Origin of the sequence: Edaphobacter acidisoli (assembly GCF_014642855.1) — a bacterium.
In the GTDB taxonomy this organism is placed as follows: domain Bacteria; phylum Acidobacteriota; class Terriglobia; order Terriglobales; family Acidobacteriaceae; genus Edaphobacter; species Edaphobacter acidisoli.
This window is the reverse complement of sequence record NZ_BMJB01000001.1, coordinates 2,387,394-2,410,682: the sequence shown is the minus strand read 5'-3', so window position 1 is coordinate 2,410,682 and position 23,289 is coordinate 2,387,394. Positions and strand designations below refer to the sequence as shown.

The following is a 23,289-nucleotide window of genomic DNA, read 5'->3' as shown; positions in this document are numbered from 1 at the left end:
CTCCCCTTTCTCCCGGAGACGCGCGGCCTCATTCGCGCATCCCAGAAGAAAACAGCAGTTGCAGTCATTCATCTGTCGAGGTAGTTGGAGCTATGAAAGATACTCTCGGAGTTCTTCTTGCCGGCGGCGCCGGTGAACGTCTCTTCCCCCTCACCCGCGATCGCGCCAAGCCGGCCGTGCCCTTCGCAGGCCAGTACCGCATCATCGACATCACCCTCTCCAACTGCATCAACTCCGGGCTGCACCGCGTCTACATCCTCACCCAGTACAAAGCGCTCTCGCTCAACCGCCACATCCGCGAAGGCTGGGGCTCCGTCGTCGCCAACGAGCTCGGCGAGTTCATCGAGATCCTCCCGCCCATGCAGCGTGTCAGCAAAAGCTGGTACCAGGGCACAGCCGACGCCGTCTACCAGAACATCTACTCCATCGGCTCCGAAGAGCCCAAGCACGTCCTCATCCTCTCCGGCGACCACATCTACAAGATGAACTACGCCCGCATGCTCCGCCAGCACAAGGACTCCGGCGCCGACGTCACCCTCGCCACCCTCCCCATCAGTCCCGACGAGGTCTCTTCCTTCGGCGTCGTCGAGGTCGCCCGCAACGGCGAAGTCACCGGCTTCGTCGAAAAGCCAAAAGAGACCAACATCCGCTCGCCCTTCACGCCCGACATGGTCGACGTCTCCATGGGCATCTACATCTTCAACACCGACGTCCTCATCCCCGAGCTCATCAAGGACGCCGAAGACCCGCAATCCAAGCACGACTTCGGCCACAACATCCTGCCCAAGCTGCTCGGCCGCTTCAAGATGAACGCCTACAACTTCGTCGACGAGAACAAGCAGAAAGCGCTCTACTGGCGTGACGTCGGCACACTCGAGGCCTACTACGAGGCCAACATGGACATCGCCGGCGTCACCCCCACCTTCAACCTCTACGACAAGACCTGGCCCATGCGCACCCGCCCCTACCAGTACCCGCCCGCGAAGTTCGTCTTCGGCGAGCCCGGCCGCACCGGCATGGCCATCAACTCCATCGTCTGCGCCGGGTCCATCATCTCCGGCTCGGTCGTCCGCAACAGCGTCGTCTCCCAGGACGTGCGCGTCAACTCCTACGCCGACGTGGACTCATCCATCATCTTTTCCCACGTCAACATCGGCCGTCACTGCCGCATCCGCCACGCCATCATCGACCGCGACGTCCATATCCCCGACGGCACCGTCATCGGCTACGACCCCAACGAAGACAAGAAAAACTACTTCGTCTCCGCCAGCGGCCTCACCGTAGTCACCCGCGACTACTCCGTCTACGAGAACCCCGTCTCACCAGAGTTCCTCCAACACGGCAACTCCTGACGAAGCAAGGACAGGGAGTGAAGTACAAGGTTCGTTCTGCTTAAGGGCATGGCTTTAGCCGTGCCGCAAACGCTGCAAATACTGAGGAGGCTTTAGCCCCTGAGGTACGGCTTCTTTCAGCAATGCCGGGTGCCCAAGGTCTCTTGTCTCTGTTGTTGTCGTTGCCTCTGAGATAGGCCCGGACTTCAGTCCGGGCAACACCAGCCGCCCCAAAAAGGGGCTTCAGCCCCTGGGACAGGCCCATCACAAATCAATCATCCCCCAGCGGGTTCGCCATCGCATAATACCCACGCCGAGCCTGCACCTTCGTGTCCTTCCCGCAATCCACCTGAAGCGACCGGAACGTCCCATCCAGCTTCAGATTGGTCGGCGTATAGCTGGCCAGGTACTGCGTCCTGAGCTCATCCTGAATCTGATCAAACGCCTCCTGCAGCTTCTTCGTATTCCTGCCGACATTGATCACGCGCCCGCCCGTATCCTTGGCCAGCTTGTCCATTGCAGCCGAGCCCGTGTAACCAATCCCGAAGCTGCCATACGCATACGGATCAGCCAGCAGAATCACATACACAATCGCGTTCGACTTCTGCGCCGCCTCTGTCGCCGTCTTCAGCGTCTCCTGCGACCCCTCATCCTGACCATCCGTCAGGATGACGAGAATCTTCCGCCCCGCCTCCTGCCGCAGCTTGTCATGCGCCGCCAGAAAGACCGCGTCATACAGCAGCGTCCCGCGCGGAGTCGCATTGCCCGTCACCGAACCCGTACCCGCGCCCGTATTGATCTCCGCCTTATCCATCGCCCGCTGTATCTCACGCGGCGAGTTCGTATAGTCCGCCAGCAGGTTCACATTAATATCGAACGAGATCAGAAACGCCTCGTCCTTCGGCGTCAGCACATCTTTCAGAAACTCTGCCCCCGACGCCTGCTCCATCGGCAGCACATTCTGTTGGCTTCCGCTCGTATCCAGCAGAATCCCGATCGTCAGCGGCAGGTTCTTCTCCTGCGTAAACTTCTTGATCGTCTGCGGAGCATGGTCTTCGTCGATGTGGCAATCGTTCTTCGTCAGGTTGGTGATATAGCCGTTCTTGTCCCGCACCGAAAAGTACAGGTTCACCAGGTTGACGTTGACCTTCAGGGTCTCCATCGGGTTATTGCTGTCCACAGGCTGGGCCGGAGCATCACTGGCGGGCGGAGGCATATCCGGCGAAGGTGCCTCCTGCGCCCGAAGGGCAGGGACGAGGCACAAACACACAACAACAGCGGCAGCAAACAGGCGCATACCTCATTAGACGACGAACCCGCCCCCGAGTCAGCGAAAAAATCCTCCACACTACTCCCCAACAGCCGTCATCCTGAGCGAAGCGACCGCAGGGAGCGGAGTCGAAGGACCCCGACACCGCCAACCCCACCCATATCCTCCAACCCTTTCAGCCACAAAGCCGGGTGCCCCACTCATGACGCAGCTTTATCGCGTCGTGAGTGGGGCTGTTGCTGTTGTCGTTGCCTCTGAGATAGGCCCGGACTTCAGTCCGGGCAACACCAGCTGCCCCAAAAAGGGGCTTTAGCCCCTGGGACACGCCGGGGCAAAAAACCAGGCACAACATCCACCCGCTCCCCCGCGTCCAAACCATAGAAACTGGCGGCGCACCTGACGCGCTGATATTCTGGTAGTTGCTACATTCCAGCCGACAGGCTGGCTTGGAAGATGGGGGTTTGAGTGGTAAGAACAAGCATACTGGCCGGCTCACTGACGTTGGCCCTGATCGCGTCCGCGGCATACATGCCCGCGCAGAGCGCATCTCAGCAGCAGGCGATTCCCGACGCACCCAAGCCCCAGGCGAACCTGCCCGTTGACGGCATCACCCCCGGCATCGGCACCACGCCCACCGACGCCGGCTTCTCCACGCAGTCCACATCGTCCGACGACCAGGCCCCACCCAGCAGCCTTCCGCCGACGACCCAATCGCCGCAAGACGTAGGCCCCAAGCCCGACCTCCCGGCCGCCGGACAAGGCCCGCAGTACGTCCTCCACGTCCGCACCAACTTCGTCGAAGTCCCCTTCACCGTCAAGGACAACAAGGGCAGCCTCGTCCCCGGCCTCACCTGGCGCGACGTGCGCGTCTACGAGAACGGCCTCCGCCAGCAGCTTGCCCTCTTCACGACCGACCCATTCCCGCTCTCCGTCGCCCTCGTCATCGACCAGAGCATGACCTACGACAACATGACCAAGGTGAACAACGCGCTCGAAGCCCTCCAGGGCGCATTCGCACCTTACGACGAGGTCGCCGTCTTCACCTACAACAACGGCCCGCGCATGCAGACCGCCTTCACCGGCGCGCAGAGCGCCCGCCTCACCGCCGTGCTCGATCGCTCCAAGAGCACAGGCCGCGAGCCCATGTACTACGATCAGGGCGGCCCGCTCAGCCAGAACATCAACCTCAACGGCGGCGCACTCGCCCACATCGACCCCAATACCAACTCCACGCACGGACGCTCCATGAGCGGCATCCAGAACGTCCCCCGCGACCCCCACACGCTCAACGACGCCATCCTCGCCGCCGCCACCGAGCTCGCCAAGGCCCCCAAAGGCCGCCGCCGCATCATCTACGTCATCAGCGACGGCCGCGAATACGGCAGCCAGGCCAGCGTCAAAGAGGTCATCAAGTTCCTCCAGACCAACAAAATCGCCGTCTACGGCACGCTCGTCGGCGACTCGTCGCTTCCCGTCATCGGCTTCCTCAATCACATGCACCTGCCGCTCAGCATGCGCGACAACGTCCTGCCCGTCTACACCACCGCCACCGGCGGCAACCTCGACGGCGAATTCCGCCAGCGCGGCATCGAGCAGAGCTTCGCCAAGATCGCCGAAGAAGCCCGCACCCAGTACACCGTCGGCTACTACACGCACGAGCCTTTCATCGACGGTAAGTACCGCACCATCGAAGTCAAAGTGATGCGTCCGAACCTGACGGTCATCGCCAAGAAGGGCTACTACCCCACCGCCGGCGACGCCGCCCCCGACATCACGCGCACGCACTAAGCGTCGTTACAGTACTAAAGAACTTGGTGCCCCACCTTCGGCGCAGTTGTATCGCGCCCAGGGTGGGGTTCGCTCTCGACATTACCCATCAAGCCACATGGACCTGCTCCTTCACGCCAACGCCCTCTTCGCGCTCGCCGCCGCCGTCCTCTGGGGCGGCGGAGACTTCTCCGGCGGCATGGGCGCCAAGCACGCCGGCGGCTCCATGGGCTCCGCGCTCCGCGTCATCCTCGTCAGCCACGCCACCAGCTTCACCGCATTGCTCCTCATCGTCTGGCTCCGCGGCGACCCCTTCCCGCACGGAGCCCCGCTCGTCTGGGGCATCGCCGCAGGCGTCACCGGAGGCCTCGCCCTCATGTGCTTCTACGTCGCTCTCTCGCGTGGAGCCATGGGCGCATCCGCCGCCGTCAGCGGCCTGCTCGCCGCCGCCATTCCCGCCGCAGTCTCAGCCGTAGCCGAAGGCTCCCCGGGCCTGCTCCACATCTTCGGATTCCTCGTCGCAGGCCTCGCCATCTGGCTCATCGCCGCCGGACCCAACGCCGAAGCCAAACCCGCATCGACCGGCACCATCTGGCTCGCCATCGCCGCCGGCATAGGCTTCGGCATCTACTTCGTCGCGCTCAAGCAGGCTGGTGCAGCAGGAGTCTTCTGGCCCATGGCCACCGCCCGCATCGGCAGCCTCAGCACCTGCTCCCTTGCACTCATCGCAGTCATGCTCACAGCAAAGCGCAATCGAAAATCAAGCGCAAACACAGGCAGCCTGAACCGCCGAGCCATCACCTGGGCGCTCTCGACCGCGTTGCTCGACACCTCCGGCAACCTGCTCTTCATCGCCGCCACGCGCGCCGGACGCCTCGACGTAGCCGCCGTCCTCGCCTCGCTCTACCCCGCCTCAACCATCCTCTTAGCCGCATGGATGCTACGCGAACGCCCCACCCGCCGCCAGGGCATCGGCATGGCCATCGCCGCCGCCGCCGTAGTCATGATCACGCTCTAAGCGCCATCCTTCCGCGAAGCGGAAAGCCGCACCAGCCCACGCGCGGCAGTAGAGTACTCTGACAACAAAATGTCTCTCTCCATCAAGAACACCCGCCTCCACTGGCTGATCCTTGCTCTATGCCTCGCAGGTAGCGAGCGCAGCGCGCCAGCGCAAACGCAGACCCACACCGCATTCACCAACGGCGCCGTAACCGAACACCTAGCCTGGCGCGACACCGCCGGAAACCTGATCAACGCCCACGACGGCGGCATCCTCTGGGCCGACGGCAAGTACCACTGGTACGGCATGGCACTGCGCCCGCTGCCCGCAATCAACGGCCCCGACGGCGGCCAGAAGACCACCCTCGGCGTAATCATGTACAGCTCCACCGACCTCTACAACTGGACCTACGAGGGCGTGGTGCTCGCCTGTTCGACCGACCCGGCCAATCCGCTCCACTGCCCCATGCGCTTCGAGCGGCCCAAGATCCTCTACAACGCCCACACGAAACAGTACGTCATGTGGTTTCACTACGTCGGCTATCCCGGAGACCACGGCAACACCATCGGCGCCGGAGACGCAGGCGTCGCAGTCAGCAGCCGCGTCAACGGCCCCTACACCTTCAAGGGCTACTCCAGGCCAATCGACGCAAAGGGCATCGTGCGCGATTGCACGCTCTTCCAGGACGACGACGGCTCAGCCTACTTCATCTACGACCGCGACGTGCGCGAGCCCGGCCCAGGCTTCGGTCGCGTCCTGCACATCGTCAAGCTCACCGACGACTACCTGGGCTTCTCCAACAAGTGGTACAAGATCGCGAACGCCGAGCGCCGCGAAGCCCCCGTCATGATCAAGCGCAACGGCACGTACTACCTCATCACATCAGCCGAGACCGGCTGGAAGGACAACGCCGCAAACTACTATCGCGCGACGAACATCATGGGTCCATACACCGAGCTTGGCAATCCAACCTCAGGGCCGTACGCCGATGTGACATATCACGCGCAGGGAACATGGGCATTTTCCCCGCACGGCCACAAGCATGAAGTCATCTTCATGGCCGAGCGCCACATCACGTCAAAGATGACGGACAGCTCCTACATCTTCCTCCCGGTACATTTTGGCGCGAAGTCCACCCTGACCTTGCCGTACAGAACATCGTGGCAATGGAAGCTCTGGCCACACTGAAAACGCATCGGGTGCGGGTGCCCCAGAGCCTGCCCTGAGCTTGTCGAAGGGTCTCGATTCTGAGACCTGGGTTAATTCGAGCAAAGCTCGAACCGCCTTCCCATCCCCGCCACAGATCTGTCATCTCGACCGGACTCTGAGCTACTTCCCAAACAGCTGTCATCCTGAGCGAAGCGACCGTAGGGAGCGGAGTCGAAGGACCCGATACCGCCAGCTCCCGCCCATACCCTCCAACCCTTTCAGCCACAACACTCTGGCATTTAGCCGGGTGCCCCATTCATGACGCAGCCGTATCGCGTCATGAGTGGGCCATTCGAACAAAGCTCGAACCGCATTCCCTCTCACTCACAGAACTGTCATTTCGACCGGAGCGGAGAACTGGGGTGGAAGAAACCCGCTTTTCTACCACCACGAACCACAAACGCACGTCATCTCAACGGAGCGCGCAACGCGGAGCGGAGAAACCCGCTGTTGCCGTTGTTCTTGTCGTTGTCGTTGCTCTTGCTGTTGTCGTTGTTCTTGCCGTTGCTTCTGAGATAGGCCCGGACTTCAGTCCGGGCAACACCGACACGCCCCCAAAAAGGGGCTTTAGCCCCTGGGACATGTTTCATTCGCAAGACGCAAACCGTTTTCTCGAAAGTCAAATCAGAACTGCACCAGGCGCACCGGCAGCCCACCACCGCCAGCCCGAAGCGCAGGCGCTACTTCGTGGTCGTAGGGGTGGTCGTCGAATCCGTCTTCGCCGCGTCGGTCACGCTCTTCTTGGCGTCGTTGGCGTCGTCCGTAATGCCCTTCATGCCTTCCTTGAAGCCGCGCAGACCTTCGCCCAGGCCCTTGCCCAGCTCAGGCAGCTTCTTCCCACCAAACAGAACAACGACGATCAGCGCAATCAGAATCAGATGCCACGGTTGTAGTAGATCACCCATACTCTTCTCCCGCAGCCGGAGACAAATACGCGCACGGCTGCATCCCTTTATTGTCGCACATCGGGAGGCATCCAGAATACGTGGCCCCCACCCCGTCAGATGTGCCCCGAAACGTTATATCTTGGATAGTGACACACAAAGCTGGTTCAGCTCGAAAAGCACGTGCGAGTCCCGGCGCGGAGAAGGATGTTGCGATTGAAGAACGCTGTATCGAAGGCAAAGCAAACCATGACGGCACGAGCGCCAAAACACACAGCGCTCACAATCCTTGGAATTTTCGCGGCAGCGGTCCTCACGGCAGGCGCAGCCACAGCGCGCGCGCAGGACTCATCCACCCAGCAGACGACCTCCATCACACTGCCCAGCAAGATCGCCGTCGCCGCGCCCGTCACCTACGACAACAAGTACGAGCTCTACGGCGGCCTCAGCTTCATGAACTTCCAGGCCGGTCAGGCCCTGCCCAAACGCATGAACCTCGGCGGCGGCGAGCTGCTCGGCACCTACTGGCTCAATCACAAGCTCGGCCTTGGCCTCGACTACCGCGGTGAAGCCGGCACCACCCCGGTCTACGCCAGCGCGGGCCAGTCTCCGTACAACATCAGCCGTCCGCTGGTCTACATGAACATGCTCATGGTCGGCGCGCAGTACCGCGGCCCGAAGAACCAGTTCATCGCCGTCAATTACCACGGCTACATCGGCGCGTCGAAGGGCATCTTCAACGCCACGCAGAAGCAGAACCAGCCGCAGTTCTACAACCTCACCGGCCTCTACACCAACCGCACCAAGCCAATCGCCGCGCTCGGCGGAAGCCTCGACTTCAACCTCAGCAAGCGAGCTGCAATCCGTCTCCAGCCCGACCTGATCCTGGAACACTTCGGCACCGAAACCCGCGAGTTCTTCGGCATCTCCGGCGGCATGGTCTACCGCTTCGGCAAGCGGTAGTCCGCTCTCGTTTTTGTCATTCCCGCAAGGAATCTGTATTTGTCTTCTTGTTTGTCATCCCCCCGCAAGGGGGGATCTGCTTTTACCCGAAGCCATCCTCCCGCTACCCAAAGCTCGTCATCCTGAGCGGAGCGCGCAGCGCGAAGTCGAAGGACCCCGAGGCCGCACACTCACCCATACCGCTGACCCCTTTCAGCCACAAAACCACAAAATCGCCGAATGCCCATGTCCTGATTCCGGAACAAGGTCATTCGAGCAAAGCTCGAACCGCTGCCACCGTCGCAGAGGGCCAAAGGCCCGACTCATACCAGCCTGGGGTGAAACCCCAGGTTTGCGAACAAACAGAACCACGGAGGGCTGAAAGCCCGATTCATAGCTTTCGAAGAAAGCACTGGATTCAAACGCCGCGCGCCTTTGTCTTTGCTGTTGTTTTTGCCTTTGTTGTTGCCTTTGCCTTTGCTGTTGTTTTTGCCTTTGTTGTTGCCTTTGCCTTTGCTGTTGTTTTTGCCTTTGTTGTTGCCTTTGCCTTTGCTGTTGTTTTTGCCTTTGCCTTTGCTGTTGTTTTTGCCTTGCTGTTGCCTTTGTCGTTGCTTCTGAGATAGGCCCGGACTTCAGTCCGGGCAACAAACGGCCACCACCAAAAAGGGCTTTAGCCCCTGGGACATGCCGTCATCCCGCCGGGTGTCCCAGAGACTGCCCTGAGCCTGTCGAAGGGTCTCGATTTTGAGACCTGGGTTCATTCCGAGTCCGCCACCCAACAATTGTCATCCTTCCGCGAACGGGGTCCCCAGCCAGCTTGCTGGCTGGGGCAGGCAGCGGGAGAACCTGCTTTTCTCTTTACCATCAATCACCTACAAGAAAACCCACAAAAATCCCCAGCAAAATCCCTTGTCAAGCCCCCAAATCACATAAACCTCTCAATCCACAAGACTTGGACTTGGCGGTCTCTGCCACCCAAAACTGCTAAACTTAAATCATGGAGCAAAACCAAAGCCTCAGGGGAGCGACCCCAGAGGCTTACTCTTTTCTTATGAAGACTTTACCATTCAAGTCCAAGGCTAACCCAAATCGAATGAAGACTTTGCGCAAAAAGCAGGGGGAGGGCCCCTCGTGCTGATTCCCTCCATCGACCTCCTCGGCGGCCGCATCGTCCAGCTCGTCCAGGGCGAGCGCCTCAAACTCGCCTTCGACGACTTCGACTACTGGATCGACCGGTTCTCCAAGTACCCCATCGTCCAGCTCATCGACCTCGACGCCGCCATGCGTCAGGGCGACAACCGCCAGCTCATCGAGATGTTCGCCAGCCGCCTGCCCTGCCAGGTCGGCGGAGGCCTCCGCACCGCCGCCGACGGCCGCGCCCTCCTCGACGCCGGTGCCCGCCGCGTCATCTACGGCTCCAGCCTCTTCGGAGCCTCCGGCGTAAACAAGGAATTCGCCGCCGGTCTCAGGAAGGAGCTCGGCGAAGACTCCCTCGTCTTCAGCGTCGACACCAAAGCCGGCCGCGTCGCCGTCAAGGGCTGGAAGGACTCGGTCGACCTCACCCCCGAGGAAGCCATCACCTGGCTCGAAGACTACTGCTCCGCCTTCCTCTACACCCACGTCGACACCGAGGGCACCATGTCCGGCTTCCCCATCGACGTCGCCGCAATCCTCCGCTCGACCACCGCGAAGCAACTCATCGTCGCCGGAGGCATCAAGGAGAAGGCGGAGGTAGACGCTCTCGACGCCATGGGTGTCGACGCCGTCGCCGGCATGGCCGTCTACTCCGGAGCGATGGAGGCCTGACCGAGCAACTCCGTCAGGCAGGGATATGACGCGAGACGAAGACAAGGTCGAGAGGACATTCCGCCGGTTCCGCAAGTCGCTGGACCGCATCCTGCGCACCAACGCGCCGAAGGAAGTCCACGACCTCCGCACCCGAAGCCGCCGTCTCGAAGCCGCCATCCACGCCCTAGAGCTCGAAGACGAGCCCGCCGCGCATCGCCTCCTCAAAACCACCACCCGCCTGCGCAGGAGAGCAGGCAAGGTCCGCGACCTCGACGTCCTCACCGGATTCACCCGTCAGCTTGCCGTCCCGGGACAGGAGGAAGCGCTGGCCGCCCTGGCCGAGCACCTCTCCGCCCAGCGCAAGAAAGCCGCTCGCAGGCTGAAGTCCACCGTCTCCAATCACCGGGAGGCAGCTAGGCGCGCTCTGAAGCGGTGCCGCAAGCAACTACTGGCTCACCTCGACGTCCAGGAGAAGATCGAGTTCGCAGCCGCCACCCTCCAAGCCGCTCTGTCCATCTCACCTCGGATTGGCGCCGCAGATCTTCATCGCTACCGAATCAAGCTGAAGGAGCTGCGCTACACACTCGAGCTCTCCGCCAACAGTGACGCAGAGCTGGTAAGCACTCTGGAGGAAGCGACAGGAGCCATCGGCGAATGGCACGACTGGAGCGAACTCCAATCCATCACAACCGAGCTCTTTCAAGAGAGACAGGAGTTCGACCTGCTGAACGCAATCCGCTCCACTGCCTCCGCAAAGCTCCACAACGCTCTCACGCTGGCCGGCGAACTGCACAAGCGCTACTTCAGCAGGGCAACCGCACACTAACGCCAGCGCGCTGCAACTCAGTCTTCAGCTCCCGCGAGTCGGTCACGCCAAAGTGGAAGATGCTCGCCGCCAGCGCCGCATCGGCTCGTCCGCGACCGAAGACCTCAGCAAAGTGCCCCGCAGTTCCCGCGCCGCCCGACGCGATCACCGGAATCTGCACCGCCGAGCTCACCGCCGCTGTCAGCTCGCAGTCGAAGCCTGAGCGCATCCCGTCAGTATCCATCGAAGTCAGCAAAATCTCACCAGCGCCGCGTTCCTCAGCCTCACGCGCCCACTCGACGACCTTCTGTCCGGTAGGCTTCCGCCCCCCGCTCACGTAGACCTCAGCATCCTCAACTCTGCTCTGGCCGCGCCGAGCGTCGATCGCAACGATCACCGCCTGCGCCCCGAAGCTGCCGCCGATCTCACCAATCAACTCGGGCCGCGCGATGGCCGAAGAGTTGATGCTCACCTTGTCCGCCCCCGCACCGAAGACCGCCGCCGCGTCCTCGGCCGAGCGAATCCCGCCGCCGACGGTGAACGGAACAAACAACGCCGCTGCGGTCCGCTTCACCGTATCGAGCAGCGTCCCACGCCCCTCGTGTGTAGCCGTAATGTCGAGCAGCACGATCTCATCGGCCCCCGCGGCCGCATGGCGATGCGCCAGCTCCGCCGGATCGCCCGTGTCGATGATGTCCACAAACTGAACACCCTTCACGACCCGCCCGCCGCGCACATCGAGACACGCAATGATTCTCTTCGTCAGCATCACAACTCCACGAAGTTCTTCAAAACCTGTAAACCAACCGCACTCGACTTCTCCGGATGGAACTGCACACCCATCACGTTGTCGCGCTCCACCACACCAGTAAACGCACCACCGTAGTTCGTTACCGCCGCAGTCCCCTCAACCAAAGGAGCACGCCACGAGTGCGTGTAGTAAACGAAACCGCCATCCTTCACGCCGCGCAGCAACTTCGAGTCCGCACGCACGTCTTCGAGCGAGTTCCAGCCGACGTGAGGTGACTTCAACTCCGCGCCGTCGTAGAGAGTAGGGAAGTGCTCGCACGCGCCAGCAAAATGCCCAAGACCAGCCGTACCCGGAGCCTCCGTCGAACCTTCAAACAACCACTGCAACCCAACACAAATCCCGAGAAACCACGCACCACGAGCCACACTCTCGCGCACAGCCTCAGTCAAGCCGAGATCATGCAAAAGCTGCGTAGCCTGAAAATGCCCAACGCCAGGAAGCACAATCTTGCTCGCCTTACGCACCTCGTCAGGCGACTGCGTAACATGAGTCTCCGCGCCAAGATAATTGAGCGCCTTGAGCACGCTAGTCAGGTTCCCCGCTTTGTAGTCAATGACGGCTAACATGTCTGCACCATCCACAACATCCAACTGATCCAAAGATACGAAGAGATCACGGCTCCAGTTGCGAATGCGAGGCGCTTCCAGCCATTGCCAAACAGGGACAAAGTGAGAGCAACAAGAGCAAGAAGTAAACCGCACCATAACCCGAGAGACCGCTGCCGACAGATATCAGAAACGCGAATATATTGCCAAGCAATAAGGAATATGAGGTCAACGAGTAGCACGCAAAAACTAGTCCAAGCTAGCTTCCTTCGCAAATCGAGAGGAAGGCTCACAGTAACCCCTTCGTGCTCGGCAGCATCTCGCGCATCCGTTCATCGCGTGAGCAGGCTCCGCGCAACGCCCTCGCGAATGCCTTGAAGATTGCCTCGATCTTGTGATGATTCGAGCGGCCATACATTGTTTTCACGTGCACATTCGCCTTCGCTCCACGAGCGAAGCCGTCGAAGAAGTCGGCAAGCAACTCGCTCTGAAAATCGCCTACGAGCCGTACCTTTACCTTGTCATCGACGACATAAGCGACGCGCCCGCTGAGGTCCACGGCAGCAACGGCGAGTGTCTCATCCATCGCCATCACAAAGTAGCCAGCGCGCATGATGCCTTTCTTGTCGCCCAGAGCTTTGTTAAAAGCTTCGCCCAGAGCGATGCCAACGTCCTCAACCGTGTGGTGCTGGTCAACGTCGAGGTCGCCCTTGCAAGCGAGCGTCAGATCAAACCCGCCATGTCGTGTGAAGAGCTCCAGCATGTGATCGAAGAAGCGAATGCCAGTCGAGACTTTGTAGGCGCCCTGACCGTCGATGGTGAGTTTTAGCGCGATCTGCGTCTCAGTTGTGTTGCGCTTGATTGTTGCGGTTCTTACGTTCTTCGCCATTACTCGAACTCCCTTATGCCGCTGCTCGCTGAGCCAGACGGCCTGCTGATTTGCTCCTTGCTCCAGCCAATCTCCTTCAGGCAAGTCTTTAACGCCTCAAGGCCGCGTGTCACATGCTCCTCAATGCCAATGGTGATGCGGACATATCCATCGCAGCCTGGATCGGCGGAGCGGTCGCGCAGTAGCACACCATGTGCACGCATCGCTGTGACCAGCTCTTTATGTTTCGGGCCAATATTCATGAGCACAAAGTTTGCCGCGCTGGGAAAGAACGGCACGCCAAGCTGGCGAAGGCTGTCCATCATGCGCTCACGCCCGACACGAACTTGTTCGACATACCAACTCAGATACTCTTCATCCGCAAGAGCCACAGGCAGGCAATCGAGCGCAACGCCATTCACGTTGTAAGGCGAGCTTACTTTGCGCAGATACTTCACCAACTCCGCATTGCCGGCGAGCATCCCGATGCGCAGGTTCGCGAGGCCGTAAGCCTTCGAGAACGTTCGCGCCACGATCAGGTTCGGCACGCTGGCCAGGTCCTGCATGACCGATTCACCGTGAAAGTGGTAGTACGCTTCATCCACCATCAGCACAGCCTTCGGCGCAGCTCTGGCAATTGCCAGCAAATGCTCCCTGCTCACGGTCGCGCCCGTCGGATTGTTTGGCGAGGCAATGATGATGAGCTTCGTGCGCTCCGTAATTGCTTCCATGAAACGCCCAAATGGGAACTCTAGCGTCGCGTCCGCCTGGACTCTCTTCAGGTGCGACGTCATCATTTGTATGCTCACGTCATACATAAAGAACGACGGTGTGCAGATGATCGCCTCGTCTTCAGGTTCCAGAAAAGTGCAGCACACTAGATGGATTGCCTCGTCCACGCCGTTGGCCAGGAGCACTTTGCCCTCGCCCAACCCGAAGTGCGCAGCAACAACCTTCTCCACGCCCTCGCGCTCGGGATACTTCGTGAGCCCCTCGGCTGTAATCTGACTGAGCCTTTCCATGACGCGTGGAGAAGGAGCCAGGGTGTTTTCGTTGAAATCCAGCCGTAGCGCGGTGCGCTCGGCGAGAGGAGGATGATACTCTGGCATCTCTTCGACCAGTCGGCGCACTTTCACTCTGCTCTTATTTGTAACAGTATCCGTTACACTCATCGCATCCTCACTCGAACGCTTGCAGCGTGGGCAGTCAGCCCTTCGGCTTCTGCAAGCGTAATCGCGTGCGGGCCAACTTTTCCGAGTCCTTTGCGCGTGTACTCCTGCACCGTAATAACTTTCACGAAATCCGTCACGCTCAAGCCACCACGAATACGACCAAAGCGGCCAGTGGGCAGAACATGATTTGGGCCAGAGACGTAGTCGCCCATCGACTGCGGAGCATAGTCGCCCACAAACACACTGCCTGCATTGCGAATCCACTTGAGATCAGCAGGCGAGTCCACGGTGAGGTGTTCTGGAGCCAGACGGTTAGTTAGATCCTGCGCCGCTGCAGCGGTTTTGGTAATGAAGATTACACCCTGCGCAGCAAGCGACTTTTTTGCAATCGCATTGTTCTTGGATTGTATTTTGACTTCAGTCGCAACCGCACGTGCTAGGGCCTCATTGCTCGTAATTAGCACGGCAAGCGCTTCCGGATCGTGCTCTGCTTGTGCCGCAAGGTCCGCGGCGATTCCTTCTGCTGAACCTTTCTCACTCGTGACGACAATCTCAGTCGGCCCAGCAGGCATGTCGATGCCGCATTCGCTGGAGACGATAACCTTTGCTGCCGTAACAAAGAGGTTTCCCGGTCCGACAATCTTGTCCACGCGCGCAATGGTTGGTGTGCCATAGGCCATCGCGGCAATCGCCTGCGCTCCGCCCACGCGGTAGAATTCGGTTACGCCGGCCAGCCACGCGGCTGCCAGTGTCTCACGCGCCGGCTTCGGTGAGCACACAACAATGCGCTCCACCCCTGCAACCTGCGCTGGCGTGACTGTCATCAACAATGTCGAAGGTAACGGATACCGACCTCCTGGCACATAACAGCCTACGCTCCCAAGCGGGCGCACAATCTGTCCAGTCTTCACACCATCTGCTGGCGCGAAGCTCCACTCCTTCGGTAACTGCGCTTCGGCAAAAGCGAGAATGTTTCCACGCGCCACCATCATCGCTGCCTGTAACTCGGGAGAGGTGTCTTCCCATGCCGCGTGCATCTCTGCACGTGAAACCTGCAGTTCTTGCCCTTTCAGGCCATCAAATTCTGCGGCATATTTCAGCACAGCCTTGTCGCCATGTTTGCGTACATTGACTAAAATCCGCCGGACGACCGACTCTACGCGCGCTGTATTCACGGCGCCGCGCTGCTCCAACGTCTCGATCAACTTTGCTGCGGCCATCGTGCTGCGGCCAAATGTCTTTACCAGCTTCATCAGAAGTGCCCCAAAGTCAGCAGTCAGCTTCCGAGTCTGAATAAAACCCGGGAGCTGACTACTGAAAGCTGTTCTACACAACTACTTTGCTCAGCGGATACTCAACAATCCCCGTCGCGCCCACTGCTTTCAGCTTCGGAATCACGTCACGCACCAAAGACTCATCGAGGATCGTATTCAACGCGACCCACGCCGCATCACTCAACTGTGAGACAGTCGGCGAGTTCAATGCAGGCAACACGCCGAGCACTTTATCGAGATCTGCTTTGCGGGCATTCAGCATCAGGCCTACGCGGCCCTGCGCAGCAATTGCGGCATTCAACATCAACGCGATGTTCTCAATCTTGTTGCGCTTCCACTGGTCCTTGACTGCTGATTTGTTGGCGATCAACTGGGTTTCACTTTCCATCAGAGTTTCGATGATGCGCAGGCGGTTTGCCTTGAGCGACGATCCAGTCTCGGTTACTTCGACGATGGCGTCGGCCAGCGTCGGCGGCTTGACTTCAGTTGCGCCCCAGCTAAACTCCACCGTCACAGGAATCTTCTTTTCGGCAAAGTATCGCTTGGTAAACTCGACGAGTTCGGTGGCAATCGTCTTGCCAGCGAGATCTTCGGGCTTCTGGAACGGCGAATCCTCAGGCACTGCGAGCACCCAGCGCACCTTCTGACGGCTCTGCTTGGAGTAGGTGAGGCTAGTAATGTATTCGACGTCCGTCTGATTTTCGAGCACCCAGTCGTTACCCGTCAGGCCTGCATCGAGCGCGCCATGTTCAACATAACGGGCCATCTCCTGTGCGCGGACGAGCATGCATTCGATCTCGCTGTCGTCGATCGTTGGAAAGTAGCTGCGCCCATTGGCGAAGATGCGCCAGCCTGCGCGCTCAAACAATGCGATGGTCGCATCCTGCAGACTGCCCTTGGGGATACCAAGCTTCAGTTTCTTTGTCACGTCAGCCATTACTTTGTCTCTCCCATCACAGCGATTGGTTTGGTGAAGCAGCTAACAGTTCCCTCGTGGCACACCAGTCCATCCCCTTCGACCTCAACTTTGAACAGCAGCGCATCGTTGTCGCAATCGGTCGAGGCCGAGATCACGCGCAGCCGGTTGCCGCTCGTCTCGCCCTTCATCCACAGCTTCTGCCGGGTCCTGCTCCAGAAGGTGACAAAGCCCGACTCCAGTGTTTTCTGGTAGCTGATTTCGTTCAGGAAGCCGAGCATCAGCATCTCGCCTGTCTTCGCATCTTGGACGATGCCCGGAACCAGGCCGTCCATCTTTTCAAAGTCGATCTTCACTGACATTTTCTTGTTCTCCATATATTTTCGTCTAAGGGCCGCGGCGCGCCCGCAAGCAGGAAAAAGGCCCGCTCGCGGAGTGCGCGTTAGCGGGCCTTTTTGAATCCTTGGTAAGCGTTCGTTACTTCGCTACGCCGGACACAGCCGCCAACACGCTCATCGCATGATGGTGATGGTGCCCGTGATGGAAGCCCTGAAAGCTCATCTGTGCTTTTAAGACTAGCCGTCGCGTGATTAGAAGTCAACCGCAATGCCCAGATTCCTCAGAATTTCATGCAAATCCGCGCTCTTGCGTGCCGGCAAGGCGTTCAGAGGGTCTGGTATTGACGTGTCCGGCACACTACCGTACTCTTTCGCTTGAACGTCCTGAGCTTTACCACTTTCCCTACGGAGAAAATACCCTATGCGTAATCTTCGTCATAAGCTACTTGCTGTTGCGCTTCTTTTCGCGTCGGCGCCGCTCTTGTCCGCTGCCCAAACGAAGAGCACATCCAAGGCGGCCAAGCCTGCGGCCTCCTCATCCTCTTCGGCTGCTCCGCTTGACATCAACACAGCCACAGCTGATCAGCTCAAGGCATTCAACGGCATCGGTGATGCGTATGCCGCGCGCATCATTGCTGGGCGCCCTTACACTGCGAAGAACCAGCTTGTCACTCGTGGCATTATCCCGCAGGCAACGTACAACAAGATCAAGGACCAGATTATTGCCAGCAAGCCGAAGAAGTAGTCCCAGCAAGTTGCCACAAGCAGAAGCTGGCCGTTTTCAAATGGCCAGCTTTTGCTTTGTGAGCGAGATGTATTTCTTTTATTTCAACTCCATTATGACAATTCTTCCGTCGGAGTTAAATCTGCCTCCTGTGGCAGTCTTCGCCGTTTGTAGCGGATTATCCGGAGTCACATAAGCCGCGCTTGAAAACACGCCTGCAGCGTCGAAGCTCTGCAACAGAAAGTCTCGTTCTTTGTCGATCTCGGGATCGATCTTGTGAGTGACACCGCCGTTTCTCTGGTCTTTTTCAAACCCTATGTCGTGCGTGGCGGAACCTACCCACAACGGCTTCCCGTCGATCATCTGGTCCGTCTTCCACGCCCGCAGATGGTGCCGTTCCGCTGCGACCATCAATGGGTCGGCGCGCGCAAACGACAGGTCCTGCGGCCTGCCAAACAGGTACAGCGTGCTCATCGGCATCTCGGTATAAGCCTCATGACTCATTGTTGCCATTAGGCCATGTAACAGAGCATCGCCCACGCTCTTGTCCACGGATGTCCATCCTGCGGTCTGAAATGCGGCCTTTACCTGGTCTTCTGTTCCCACTAGGGCGTAGTTCACCATGTCGCCCTCGTGCCCATCCATGTCTGACACGCGTCGGGGAATATTGGCGAACGTTGACGGTGAGACTAATCTGCTGACATTGGTGGCAGCGGTAGTTGTTTGCGCAGCAGCTTTCGGTTCTGCTGCAAACGTTACCTTGACCTTGTAGTTTCCCGTAGCGGTGAGATCGTCGCTCAGGTTTGCACGAAGATATAGCCTGCCTCGCGTCGGAACCGTAACCTCACTCTTTGCGCCGATCAGAAAGGGAACCGATGCATTGACATCGCTTACCCGGCCAATCAACGCTCCAGCGTTGGCGCTATTTAGCGGAAACTGCCGCAGCAAGTCCTTCCATCCGCGTGCTTCGCCATCTGGGCCAAGCGACTGACCATTTGTCAGGTTCATTGTTCCCGTTGTCGTAAAGCTTGCTTTCTCGCCGGCTTCGAGCACCACACCTGTGTCGAGCCAGTCGCTGCCCGTCACGGTGAACTCGTAGCTGCCTTTATGTGTGGTTGCCGCGTCAGCTTTTGCCGTGTTGGCGCTGGCAATGGTTCGCATGCTGACGATGGCCTGAACACCCGGCAACGCGACGGGTGGCGTTGCAGGAGATGAAGATGTTGTCGAGGCAGACTGTCCCGCCGCAGCCAGCGTCAGCACACCAGGTACCATCAACGTCATCCCCAGTACAACTTTTGCTGCACATGCTGCCATCTCTCTGCCTCCGGGTTCCATTAAAATCATATTCAGGAATCTCTGCTGCTCTTGTTAAGACGCGCAGTGCTGACGGACAGTGAATATGCTTCCCACGCGCTTCCAACTCGTCCAAGCATCAGTCCGCCTCGCGGCGGCTATGGCGATTCTCGCGACACTGACGGGCTGCCAGGCGATGGTGGGCAATCCATCTACCGCGCAGGTCCGCGTCGTTGATGCTTCGCCAGATGCCCCGAGCATCGACCTCTATCAGGACTCAGACGGCATTGCCTACAATCTGGGCTTTGGCGCAATTTCCTCGTACGTTCCCACTGTGCCCGGTACGTATACCATCTCGGCTGCGACTGCCGGAACTCACCAGGTGCTCTCCTTTGTCAAACCGACACTGGCAGCCGCAGGACAATACACCATTCTGATTGGCGATACTGCTGGCAATCTCCAGCAGCTCACACTCAAAGACCAGAACCAGCCCGCACCTGCCGGGGAAACCTCGCTACGTTTCTTAGATGAAGCAACGCGCTCCGGCCCGGTTGATGTTTACCTCGTCCCATCGGGGCATGCGCTTGTAACGGTAAACCCTCTTCTGACCAACGTCAGCTTTGGCGCGAATACTGGCTATCAGAACATTCCCTCGGGGACTTACTCGCTGGTTGTTCTGCCTGTAGGGGCAAATCCTGCCAGCACAGCTGCTGCCAGTTACACAGGGGCGAAGGTGACGTATCCAGGCACAGCCGCTCGCACCCTCATCTTCATCGACCAGCCGCTGGCCTCCATGCCCGGCATCCAGGTCATCACTGCGGACGACTACGACAACCCCGCCTGATCCTTCTTTCGACTCCCATACGCGTGTAACCTCCGAGGCATCCATGTGCGTTGAAGCGTGCGCGTACCCAGAAAAACCGCAAATGTCGCGGCGCCTTCGAGAAATATAAAACCGCACGCCACCGCAACACCCGCAAATCACCTGGGTCTATCCGAACCGTAAGCGGCAGCAAGCAGCGCCAAATAGCCGCCGAGAAAGCATAAGAAGGAGCCTCGTCATGCATCTCACTAAACTCGCCCTCATCGCCTCGCTCACACTCGGCCCCGTAGCCATCATTGCTCAGTCAACCACCAGCACCCCAACCACTACGGCGCCAGTCCACCGCGATATCAATCAGCGCAAAGAGAACCAGCAGGACCGCATCGGGCAGGGAGTCAAGAGCGGCCAGCTCACCGCCGGCGAAACCTCGCATCTTGAGAAACAGGAGTCGGCAATCAACCACGAAGAGCACAACATGCGTGCTCAGGACAACGGCCACCTGACCAGGCAGGACCGCCGTACCATCAACCGGCAGCAGAACCAGGAATCCCGCCGCATTTACCGCGACAAACACAACGCTAGCAAGCAGTAGTGTTTCTGTAGTTTGGTGTGCCAATGAGGTGTCGAAATCGAGATTTTATGAACACCCACCAACAGAAAAGCCGCGGAAGGGTTTTCTTCCGCGGCCTATGTTTTCCTCGTACAAAAACTAGTAACGATACTGCTCTGACTTGTACGGCCCTTCTACAGGAACACCCAGATACTCCGCCTGTTTGGGAGAGAGCGTCGTCAGCTTTACGCCAATCTTTTCCAAGTGCAGCCGTGCTACTTCTTCGTCCAGCTTCTTCGGCAGGATGTAGACGCCGGGCTTGTATATATCTTTGTTCGTCCAGAGATCCAGAGCCGCTAGCGTTTGGTTCGAGAAGCTTGACGACATCACGAAACTCGGATGTCCTGTTGCGCAACCCAAGTTGACCAGCCGGCCTTCGGCTAGCACAAAGATGCTGTTGCCGGTAGCGAACGTGTACTTGTCCACCTGCGGTTTGATGTTCAACCTCGTTGCATCTTTGGCTTCATTCAACTGATCCATCTGAATCTCGTTGTCGAAGTGGCCAATGTTGCAGACAATCGCCTGGTCCTTCATCAGCCGCATGTGCTCCAGCGTGATGATGTCCACGTTGCCCGTGCAGGTTACATAGATATCGCCGCGTCCCAGCGTCTCTTCGAGCGTCGTGACCTCATAGCCTTCCATCGCAGCCTGCAGCGCATTGATCGGGTCGATCTCGGTCACCACGACGCGGGCGCCCATGCCGCGCAGCGAAGCTGCCGAGCCCTTGCCCACGTCGCCGTAGCCGCAGACTACGGCAATCTTGCCCGCGACCATCACGTCGGTGGCGCGCTTGATGCCATCGACCAGCGACTCGCGGCAGCCGTACAGGTTGTCGAACTTGCTCTTGGTAACGGAGTCGTTCACGTTGATGGCCGGTACCAGCAGTTTGCCCTGCTCCATCATCTTGTACAGCCGATGAACGCCAGTCGTCGTCTCTTCGGCGACGCCCTTCCATTCCTTCGCCAGCTTCGTGAAGTACGTCGCGTCTTCGGTATGAATCTTCTTGAGCAGGTTCTTAATCACCTGCTCTTCCTGATTGCCGGACGGAGTATTCACCCAGCCATCGCCCTGCTCCAGCTCGACGCCCTTGTGAATCAGCAGCGTCACGTCGCCGCCATCGTCGATGACGATCTGCGGGCCCAGGCCGCCCTTGTGCCGCAGCGCCTGATCGGTGCACCACCAGTACTCTTCCAGGGTTTCGCCCTTCCACGCAAACACGGGCACGCCCGCCGCAGCGATTGCTGCCGCCGCGTGATCCTGCGTCGAAAAGATGTTGCAGCTCGCCCAGCGCACATCAGCGCCGAGAGCAACCATCGTCTCAATCAGCACAGCTGTCTGGATTGTCATGTGAAGTGAGCCGGTCACGCGAACGCCCTTGAGCGGCTTGTCCTTCGCGTACTTGTTGCGGATCGCCATCAGGCCCGGCATCTCCTGCTCGGCGATGTCGATCTCCTTGCGTCCAAACTCCGCCAGCGAAAGGTCCTTAACCTTGTACTCCGTCGCCACTTTATCAACCGTTGCTGTAGCCATCACTACCTCATCTGAAACATTGGTTTTTATAGATTCCGTGCCCTTCTAGAATACCAGCCGAAGGCTGTTTTACACGGGTTTGGGTCAACTTGTTACCTTTGCAGCAACCGTCTTCGGACGCCTTACCGCCAGCGCTAGCAGCGCCGCCACAACAGCCATCCCGCTCATCACGAGCAGTCCTCCGGTAAAGCTATGCGTCGCATCGCGCAGCCTGCCTGTCATATACGGACCGGTAAACCCACCCACTCCGCCGACGATCTGCAAAATCGCCACAGCACCTGCCGCCGCAGTACCACCCAACATGCTTGTAGTCAGCGTCCAGAAGGGGCCCATCATGCTCCACAAGCCCACGGCTGCAAGCGTCATCGCGCACAATGCAATCACCAACCCATGCGCAACCGCAGCCCACGCAAACCCAATTGCCGACAGGAGCAGACACGCGGCAATGTGCCATCGTCGCTCATCGCGCCTGTCCGAGCTCCATCCCACCACCAGCGTCATCACCGCTGCCGCAAGATAAGGCAGCGTGGAATAGCGGTCGATCAGAATGGAGCTCACCGCACCATGAGAAACGCTCGTCAGAATCAGCGGCATCCACAAGTTCACGATATACACGCCCACCTGGCTCACAAAATAAGCCCCAGCCAGCACCCACAACGCGCGCAATTTGAACGCATCACCAAGTCGATGACGCGCCGCCGCACCCGAAGCCTCGCTGTCGCGTTTCAATTCTTCATCCAGCCATGTCTTCTCTTGCGTCGTAAGCCAGCGCGCCTCATCCGGATGGTCGCGCAGCAAAAACAGCACAGAAATGCCAAGCAAAATCGTTGGCATGCCTTCGGTCAGAAATAGCCATTGCCATCCGGCCAGCCCGTGCCAGCCATCCATGCGCAGCACTGCGCTCGATAGCGGCCCACCCACAACGCCAGCCAGCGAAGTCGCAATCATAAACCGCGAGATTGCGCGCGCTCGTTCCTGCGTAGGAAACCAATAGGTGAGATAGACGATCATGCCAGGAAAGAATCCGGCCTCGCTCACGCCAAGAAGAAATCGCAGCACATAAAATGACTCTGCCGACTTCATAAACATCAGGCAGGTCGAGATCACGCCCCACGAGATCATGATCCGCGCCATCCATCGCCGCGCGCCGACGCGCGTCAGCATCAGGTTGCTCGGCAGATCGAATAGCGCCGACCCAAGAAAATAGATGCCCGCGCCGGTGCCATAAACGGTATTGCTGAAGTGCAGGTCGCGCTGAATATCCATGGCCGCGAACCCCACATTCACGCGGTCCAGGTAGTTCACGATGTACAGCAGAAACATATACGGAATCAGCCGCCAGGTAATCTTCCTGTACAGTGCCCGCGCATTTGCGGTATCAAGGCCCAT

General features: G+C 59.1%; 23 protein-coding genes. 11 read left to right on the top strand and 12 right to left on the bottom strand.

Translation table 11 applies throughout. From position 1 onward, the window contains the following. Positions 1-38 precede the first annotated feature (38 nt). Positions 39-1,352: a glucose-1-phosphate adenylyltransferase gene (glgC, locus tag IEX36_RS09655; RefSeq protein WP_263364951.1), complete on the top strand. Its 1,314-nt coding sequence runs from the start codon at positions 39-41 to the stop codon at positions 1,350-1,352. A 250-nt stretch (positions 1,353-1,602) separates the two neighbouring features. Here the strand turns inward: glgC and IEX36_RS09650 are convergent, their stop codons facing one another. After that, positions 1,603-2,628, bottom strand: coding sequence for a VWA domain-containing protein (locus IEX36_RS09650; RefSeq protein WP_188759123.1), 1,026 nt, complete (start codon positions 2,626-2,628; stop codon positions 1,603-1,605). A gap of 438 nt (positions 2,629-3,066) precedes the next feature. Between IEX36_RS09650 and IEX36_RS09645 the strand changes: the two genes are divergently transcribed. The 3 genes from IEX36_RS09645 to IEX36_RS09635 all read left to right on the top strand — a co-directional run bounded on the left by IEX36_RS09645 (position 3,067) and on the right by IEX36_RS09635 (position 6,556). Beyond that, positions 3,067-4,389, top strand: coding sequence for a VWA domain-containing protein (locus tag IEX36_RS09645; RefSeq protein WP_229668844.1), 1,323 nt, complete (start codon positions 3,067-3,069; stop codon positions 4,387-4,389). A gap of 97 nt (positions 4,390-4,486) precedes the next feature. Beyond that, the gene (locus IEX36_RS09640; RefSeq protein WP_188759122.1) at positions 4,487-5,386 is read left to right on the top strand and encodes an EamA family transporter; all 900 of its coding nucleotides are present in this window, start codon (positions 4,487-4,489) and stop codon (positions 5,384-5,386) included. A 69-nt stretch (positions 5,387-5,455) separates the two neighbouring features. Beyond that, a complete protein-coding gene (locus IEX36_RS09635; protein WP_188759121.1) occupies positions 5,456-6,556 on the top strand; it encodes a family 43 glycosylhydrolase in 1,101 nt (366 codons plus the stop codon). Between the two features lie 701 nt (positions 6,557-7,257). Here IEX36_RS09635 and tatA read toward each other — a convergent pair. Further along, complete coding sequence (tatA, locus tag IEX36_RS09630) at positions 7,258-7,482, bottom strand: twin-arginine translocase TatA/TatE family subunit (RefSeq protein ID WP_188759120.1); 225 nt, start codon at positions 7,480-7,482, stop codon at positions 7,258-7,260. 186 nt (positions 7,483-7,668) lie between these two features. On the opposite strand from tatA, the gene IEX36_RS09625 reads away from it, so the two are divergent. The 4 genes from IEX36_RS09625 (at position 7,669) to IEX36_RS09610 (ending at position 11,017) form a co-directional block, all read left to right on the top strand. Next, on the top strand, positions 7,669-8,424 hold the full coding sequence (locus tag IEX36_RS09625) for a hypothetical protein (RefSeq protein WP_188759119.1): 756 nt from the start codon (positions 7,669-7,671) through the stop codon (positions 8,422-8,424). 47 nt (positions 8,425-8,471) lie between these two features. Continuing rightward, on the top strand, positions 8,472-9,026 hold the full coding sequence (locus tag IEX36_RS09620; protein WP_188759118.1) for a hypothetical protein: 555 nt from the start codon (positions 8,472-8,474) through the stop codon (positions 9,024-9,026). A 508-nt stretch (positions 9,027-9,534) separates the two neighbouring features. Next, on the top strand, positions 9,535-10,209 hold the full coding sequence (locus IEX36_RS09615; protein WP_188759117.1) for a 1-(5-phosphoribosyl)-5-[(5-phosphoribosylamino)methylideneamino]imidazole-4-carboxamide isomerase: 675 nt from the start codon (positions 9,535-9,537) through the stop codon (positions 10,207-10,209). A gap of 25 nt (positions 10,210-10,234) precedes the next feature. Next, the gene (locus IEX36_RS09610) at positions 10,235-11,017 is read left to right on the top strand and encodes a CHAD domain-containing protein (protein ID WP_188759116.1); all 783 of its coding nucleotides are present in this window, start codon (positions 10,235-10,237) and stop codon (positions 11,015-11,017) included. Here IEX36_RS09610 and hisF read toward each other — a convergent pair. The 7 genes from hisF to hisI all read right to left on the bottom strand — a co-directional run bounded on the left by hisF (position 10,995) and on the right by hisI (position 16,959). Continuing rightward, complete coding sequence (gene hisF / locus IEX36_RS09605; protein ID WP_188759115.1) at positions 10,995-11,765, bottom strand: imidazole glycerol phosphate synthase subunit HisF; 771 nt, start codon at positions 11,763-11,765, stop codon at positions 10,995-10,997. The genes IEX36_RS09610 and hisF overlap by 23 nt on opposite strands. Next, complete coding sequence (gene hisH, locus IEX36_RS09600; protein ID WP_188759114.1) at positions 11,765-12,373, bottom strand: imidazole glycerol phosphate synthase subunit HisH; 609 nt, start codon at positions 12,371-12,373, stop codon at positions 11,765-11,767. Before hisH ends, hisF begins: the two co-directional genes overlap by 1 nt. Before the next feature lie 268 nt (positions 12,374-12,641). After that, positions 12,642-13,241: an imidazoleglycerol-phosphate dehydratase HisB gene (gene hisB, locus IEX36_RS09595; protein ID WP_188759113.1), complete on the bottom strand. Its 600-nt coding sequence runs from the start codon at positions 13,239-13,241 to the stop codon at positions 12,642-12,644. Beyond that, complete coding sequence (gene hisC, locus IEX36_RS09590) at positions 13,241-14,356, bottom strand: histidinol-phosphate transaminase (protein WP_308422292.1); 1,116 nt, start codon at positions 14,354-14,356, stop codon at positions 13,241-13,243. The genes hisB and hisC overlap by 1 nt, the downstream gene beginning before the upstream one ends. A 32-nt stretch (positions 14,357-14,388) precedes the next feature. Further along, positions 14,389-15,645: a histidinol dehydrogenase gene (hisD, locus tag IEX36_RS09585; RefSeq protein ID WP_188759111.1), complete on the bottom strand. Its 1,257-nt coding sequence runs from the start codon at positions 15,643-15,645 to the stop codon at positions 14,389-14,391. Between the two features lie 73 nt (positions 15,646-15,718). Further along, on the bottom strand, positions 15,719-16,603 hold the full coding sequence (gene hisG, locus IEX36_RS09580; protein WP_188759110.1) for an ATP phosphoribosyltransferase: 885 nt from the start codon (positions 16,601-16,603) through the stop codon (positions 15,719-15,721). Beyond that, entirely contained in the window at positions 16,603-16,959 is a 357-nt protein-coding gene (hisI, locus tag IEX36_RS09575) for a phosphoribosyl-AMP cyclohydrolase (RefSeq protein WP_188759109.1), read from the bottom strand. The genes hisG and hisI overlap by 1 nt, the downstream gene beginning before the upstream one ends. Before the next feature lie 382 nt (positions 16,960-17,341). Here hisI and IEX36_RS09570 point away from each other — a divergent pair, with 382 nt between their 5' ends. Next, complete coding sequence (locus IEX36_RS09570; protein WP_188759108.1) at positions 17,342-17,665, top strand: ComEA family DNA-binding protein; 324 nt, start codon at positions 17,342-17,344, stop codon at positions 17,663-17,665. 78 nt (positions 17,666-17,743) lie between these two features. Here the strand turns inward: IEX36_RS09570 and IEX36_RS09565 are convergent, their stop codons facing one another. Then, the gene (locus IEX36_RS09565; RefSeq protein ID WP_188759107.1) at positions 17,744-18,958 is read right to left on the bottom strand and encodes an LssY C-terminal domain-containing protein; all 1,215 of its coding nucleotides are present in this window, start codon (positions 18,956-18,958) and stop codon (positions 17,744-17,746) included. 139 nt (positions 18,959-19,097) lie between these two features. On the opposite strand from IEX36_RS09565, the gene IEX36_RS09560 reads away from it, so the two are divergent. Continuing rightward, on the top strand, positions 19,098-19,781 hold the full coding sequence (locus IEX36_RS09560; RefSeq protein WP_229668842.1) for a DUF4397 domain-containing protein: 684 nt from the start codon (positions 19,098-19,100) through the stop codon (positions 19,779-19,781). Between the two features lie 217 nt (positions 19,782-19,998). Continuing rightward, complete coding sequence (locus tag IEX36_RS09555; RefSeq protein WP_188759105.1) at positions 19,999-20,352, top strand: hypothetical protein; 354 nt, start codon at positions 19,999-20,001, stop codon at positions 20,350-20,352. 117 nt (positions 20,353-20,469) lie between these two features. Here the strand turns inward: IEX36_RS09555 and ahcY are convergent, their stop codons facing one another. Both ahcY and IEX36_RS09545 read right to left on the bottom strand, forming a co-directional pair. Then, a complete protein-coding gene (ahcY, locus tag IEX36_RS09550; protein ID WP_188759104.1) occupies positions 20,470-21,900 on the bottom strand; it encodes an adenosylhomocysteinase in 1,431 nt (476 codons plus the stop codon). 84 nt (positions 21,901-21,984) lie between these two features. After that, positions 21,985-23,289: an MFS transporter gene (locus tag IEX36_RS09545; RefSeq protein WP_188759103.1), complete on the bottom strand. Its 1,305-nt coding sequence runs from the start codon at positions 23,287-23,289 to the stop codon at positions 21,985-21,987.

Bases quoted from the DNA above. Each gene is read 5' to 3' on its own strand.
- IEX36_RS09650 (WP_188759123.1), bottom strand. From the start codon at position 2,628: ATGCGCCTGTTTGCTGCCGCTGTTGTTGTGTGTTTGTGCCTCGTCCCT.
- IEX36_RS09640 (WP_188759122.1), top strand. From the start codon at position 4,487: ATGGACCTGCTCCTTCACGCCAACGCCCTCTTCGCGCTCGCCGCCGCC.
- IEX36_RS09635 (WP_188759121.1), top strand. From the start codon at position 5,456: ATGTCTCTCTCCATCAAGAACACCCGCCTCCACTGGCTGATCCTTGCT.
- tatA (WP_188759120.1), bottom strand. From the start codon at position 7,482: ATGGGTGATCTACTACAACCGTGGCATCTGATTCTGATTGCGCTGATC.
- IEX36_RS09625 (WP_188759119.1), top strand. From the start codon at position 7,669: ATGTTGCGATTGAAGAACGCTGTATCGAAGGCAAAGCAAACCATGACG.
- IEX36_RS09610 (WP_188759116.1), top strand. From the start codon at position 10,235: ATGACGCGAGACGAAGACAAGGTCGAGAGGACATTCCGCCGGTTCCGC.
- hisF (WP_188759115.1), bottom strand. From the start codon at position 11,765: ATGCTGACGAAGAGAATCATTGCGTGTCTCGATGTGCGCGGCGGGCGG.
- hisH (WP_188759114.1), bottom strand. From the start codon at position 12,373: ATGTTAGCCGTCATTGACTACAAAGCGGGGAACCTGACTAGCGTGCTC.
- hisB (WP_188759113.1), bottom strand. From the start codon at position 13,241: ATGGCGAAGAACGTAAGAACCGCAACAATCAAGCGCAACACAACTGAG.
- hisD (WP_188759111.1), bottom strand. From the start codon at position 15,645: ATGAAGCTGGTAAAGACATTTGGCCGCAGCACGATGGCCGCAGCAAAG.
- hisG (WP_188759110.1), bottom strand. From the start codon at position 16,603: ATGGCTGACGTGACAAAGAAACTGAAGCTTGGTATCCCCAAGGGCAGT.
- hisI (WP_188759109.1), bottom strand. From the start codon at position 16,959: ATGGAGAACAAGAAAATGTCAGTGAAGATCGACTTTGAAAAGATGGAC.
- IEX36_RS09570 (WP_188759108.1), top strand. From the start codon at position 17,342: ATGCGTAATCTTCGTCATAAGCTACTTGCTGTTGCGCTTCTTTTCGCG.
- IEX36_RS09565 (WP_188759107.1), bottom strand. From the start codon at position 18,958: ATGGCAGCATGTGCAGCAAAAGTTGTACTGGGGATGACGTTGATGGTA.
- IEX36_RS09560 (WP_229668842.1), top strand. From the start codon at position 19,098: ATGGCGATTCTCGCGACACTGACGGGCTGCCAGGCGATGGTGGGCAAT.
- IEX36_RS09555 (WP_188759105.1), top strand. From the start codon at position 19,999: ATGCATCTCACTAAACTCGCCCTCATCGCCTCGCTCACACTCGGCCCC.
- ahcY (WP_188759104.1), bottom strand. From the start codon at position 21,900: ATGGCTACAGCAACGGTTGATAAAGTGGCGACGGAGTACAAGGTTAAG.
- IEX36_RS09545 (WP_188759103.1), bottom strand. From the start codon at position 23,289: ATGGGCCTTGATACCGCAAATGCGCGGGCACTGTACAGGAAGATTACC.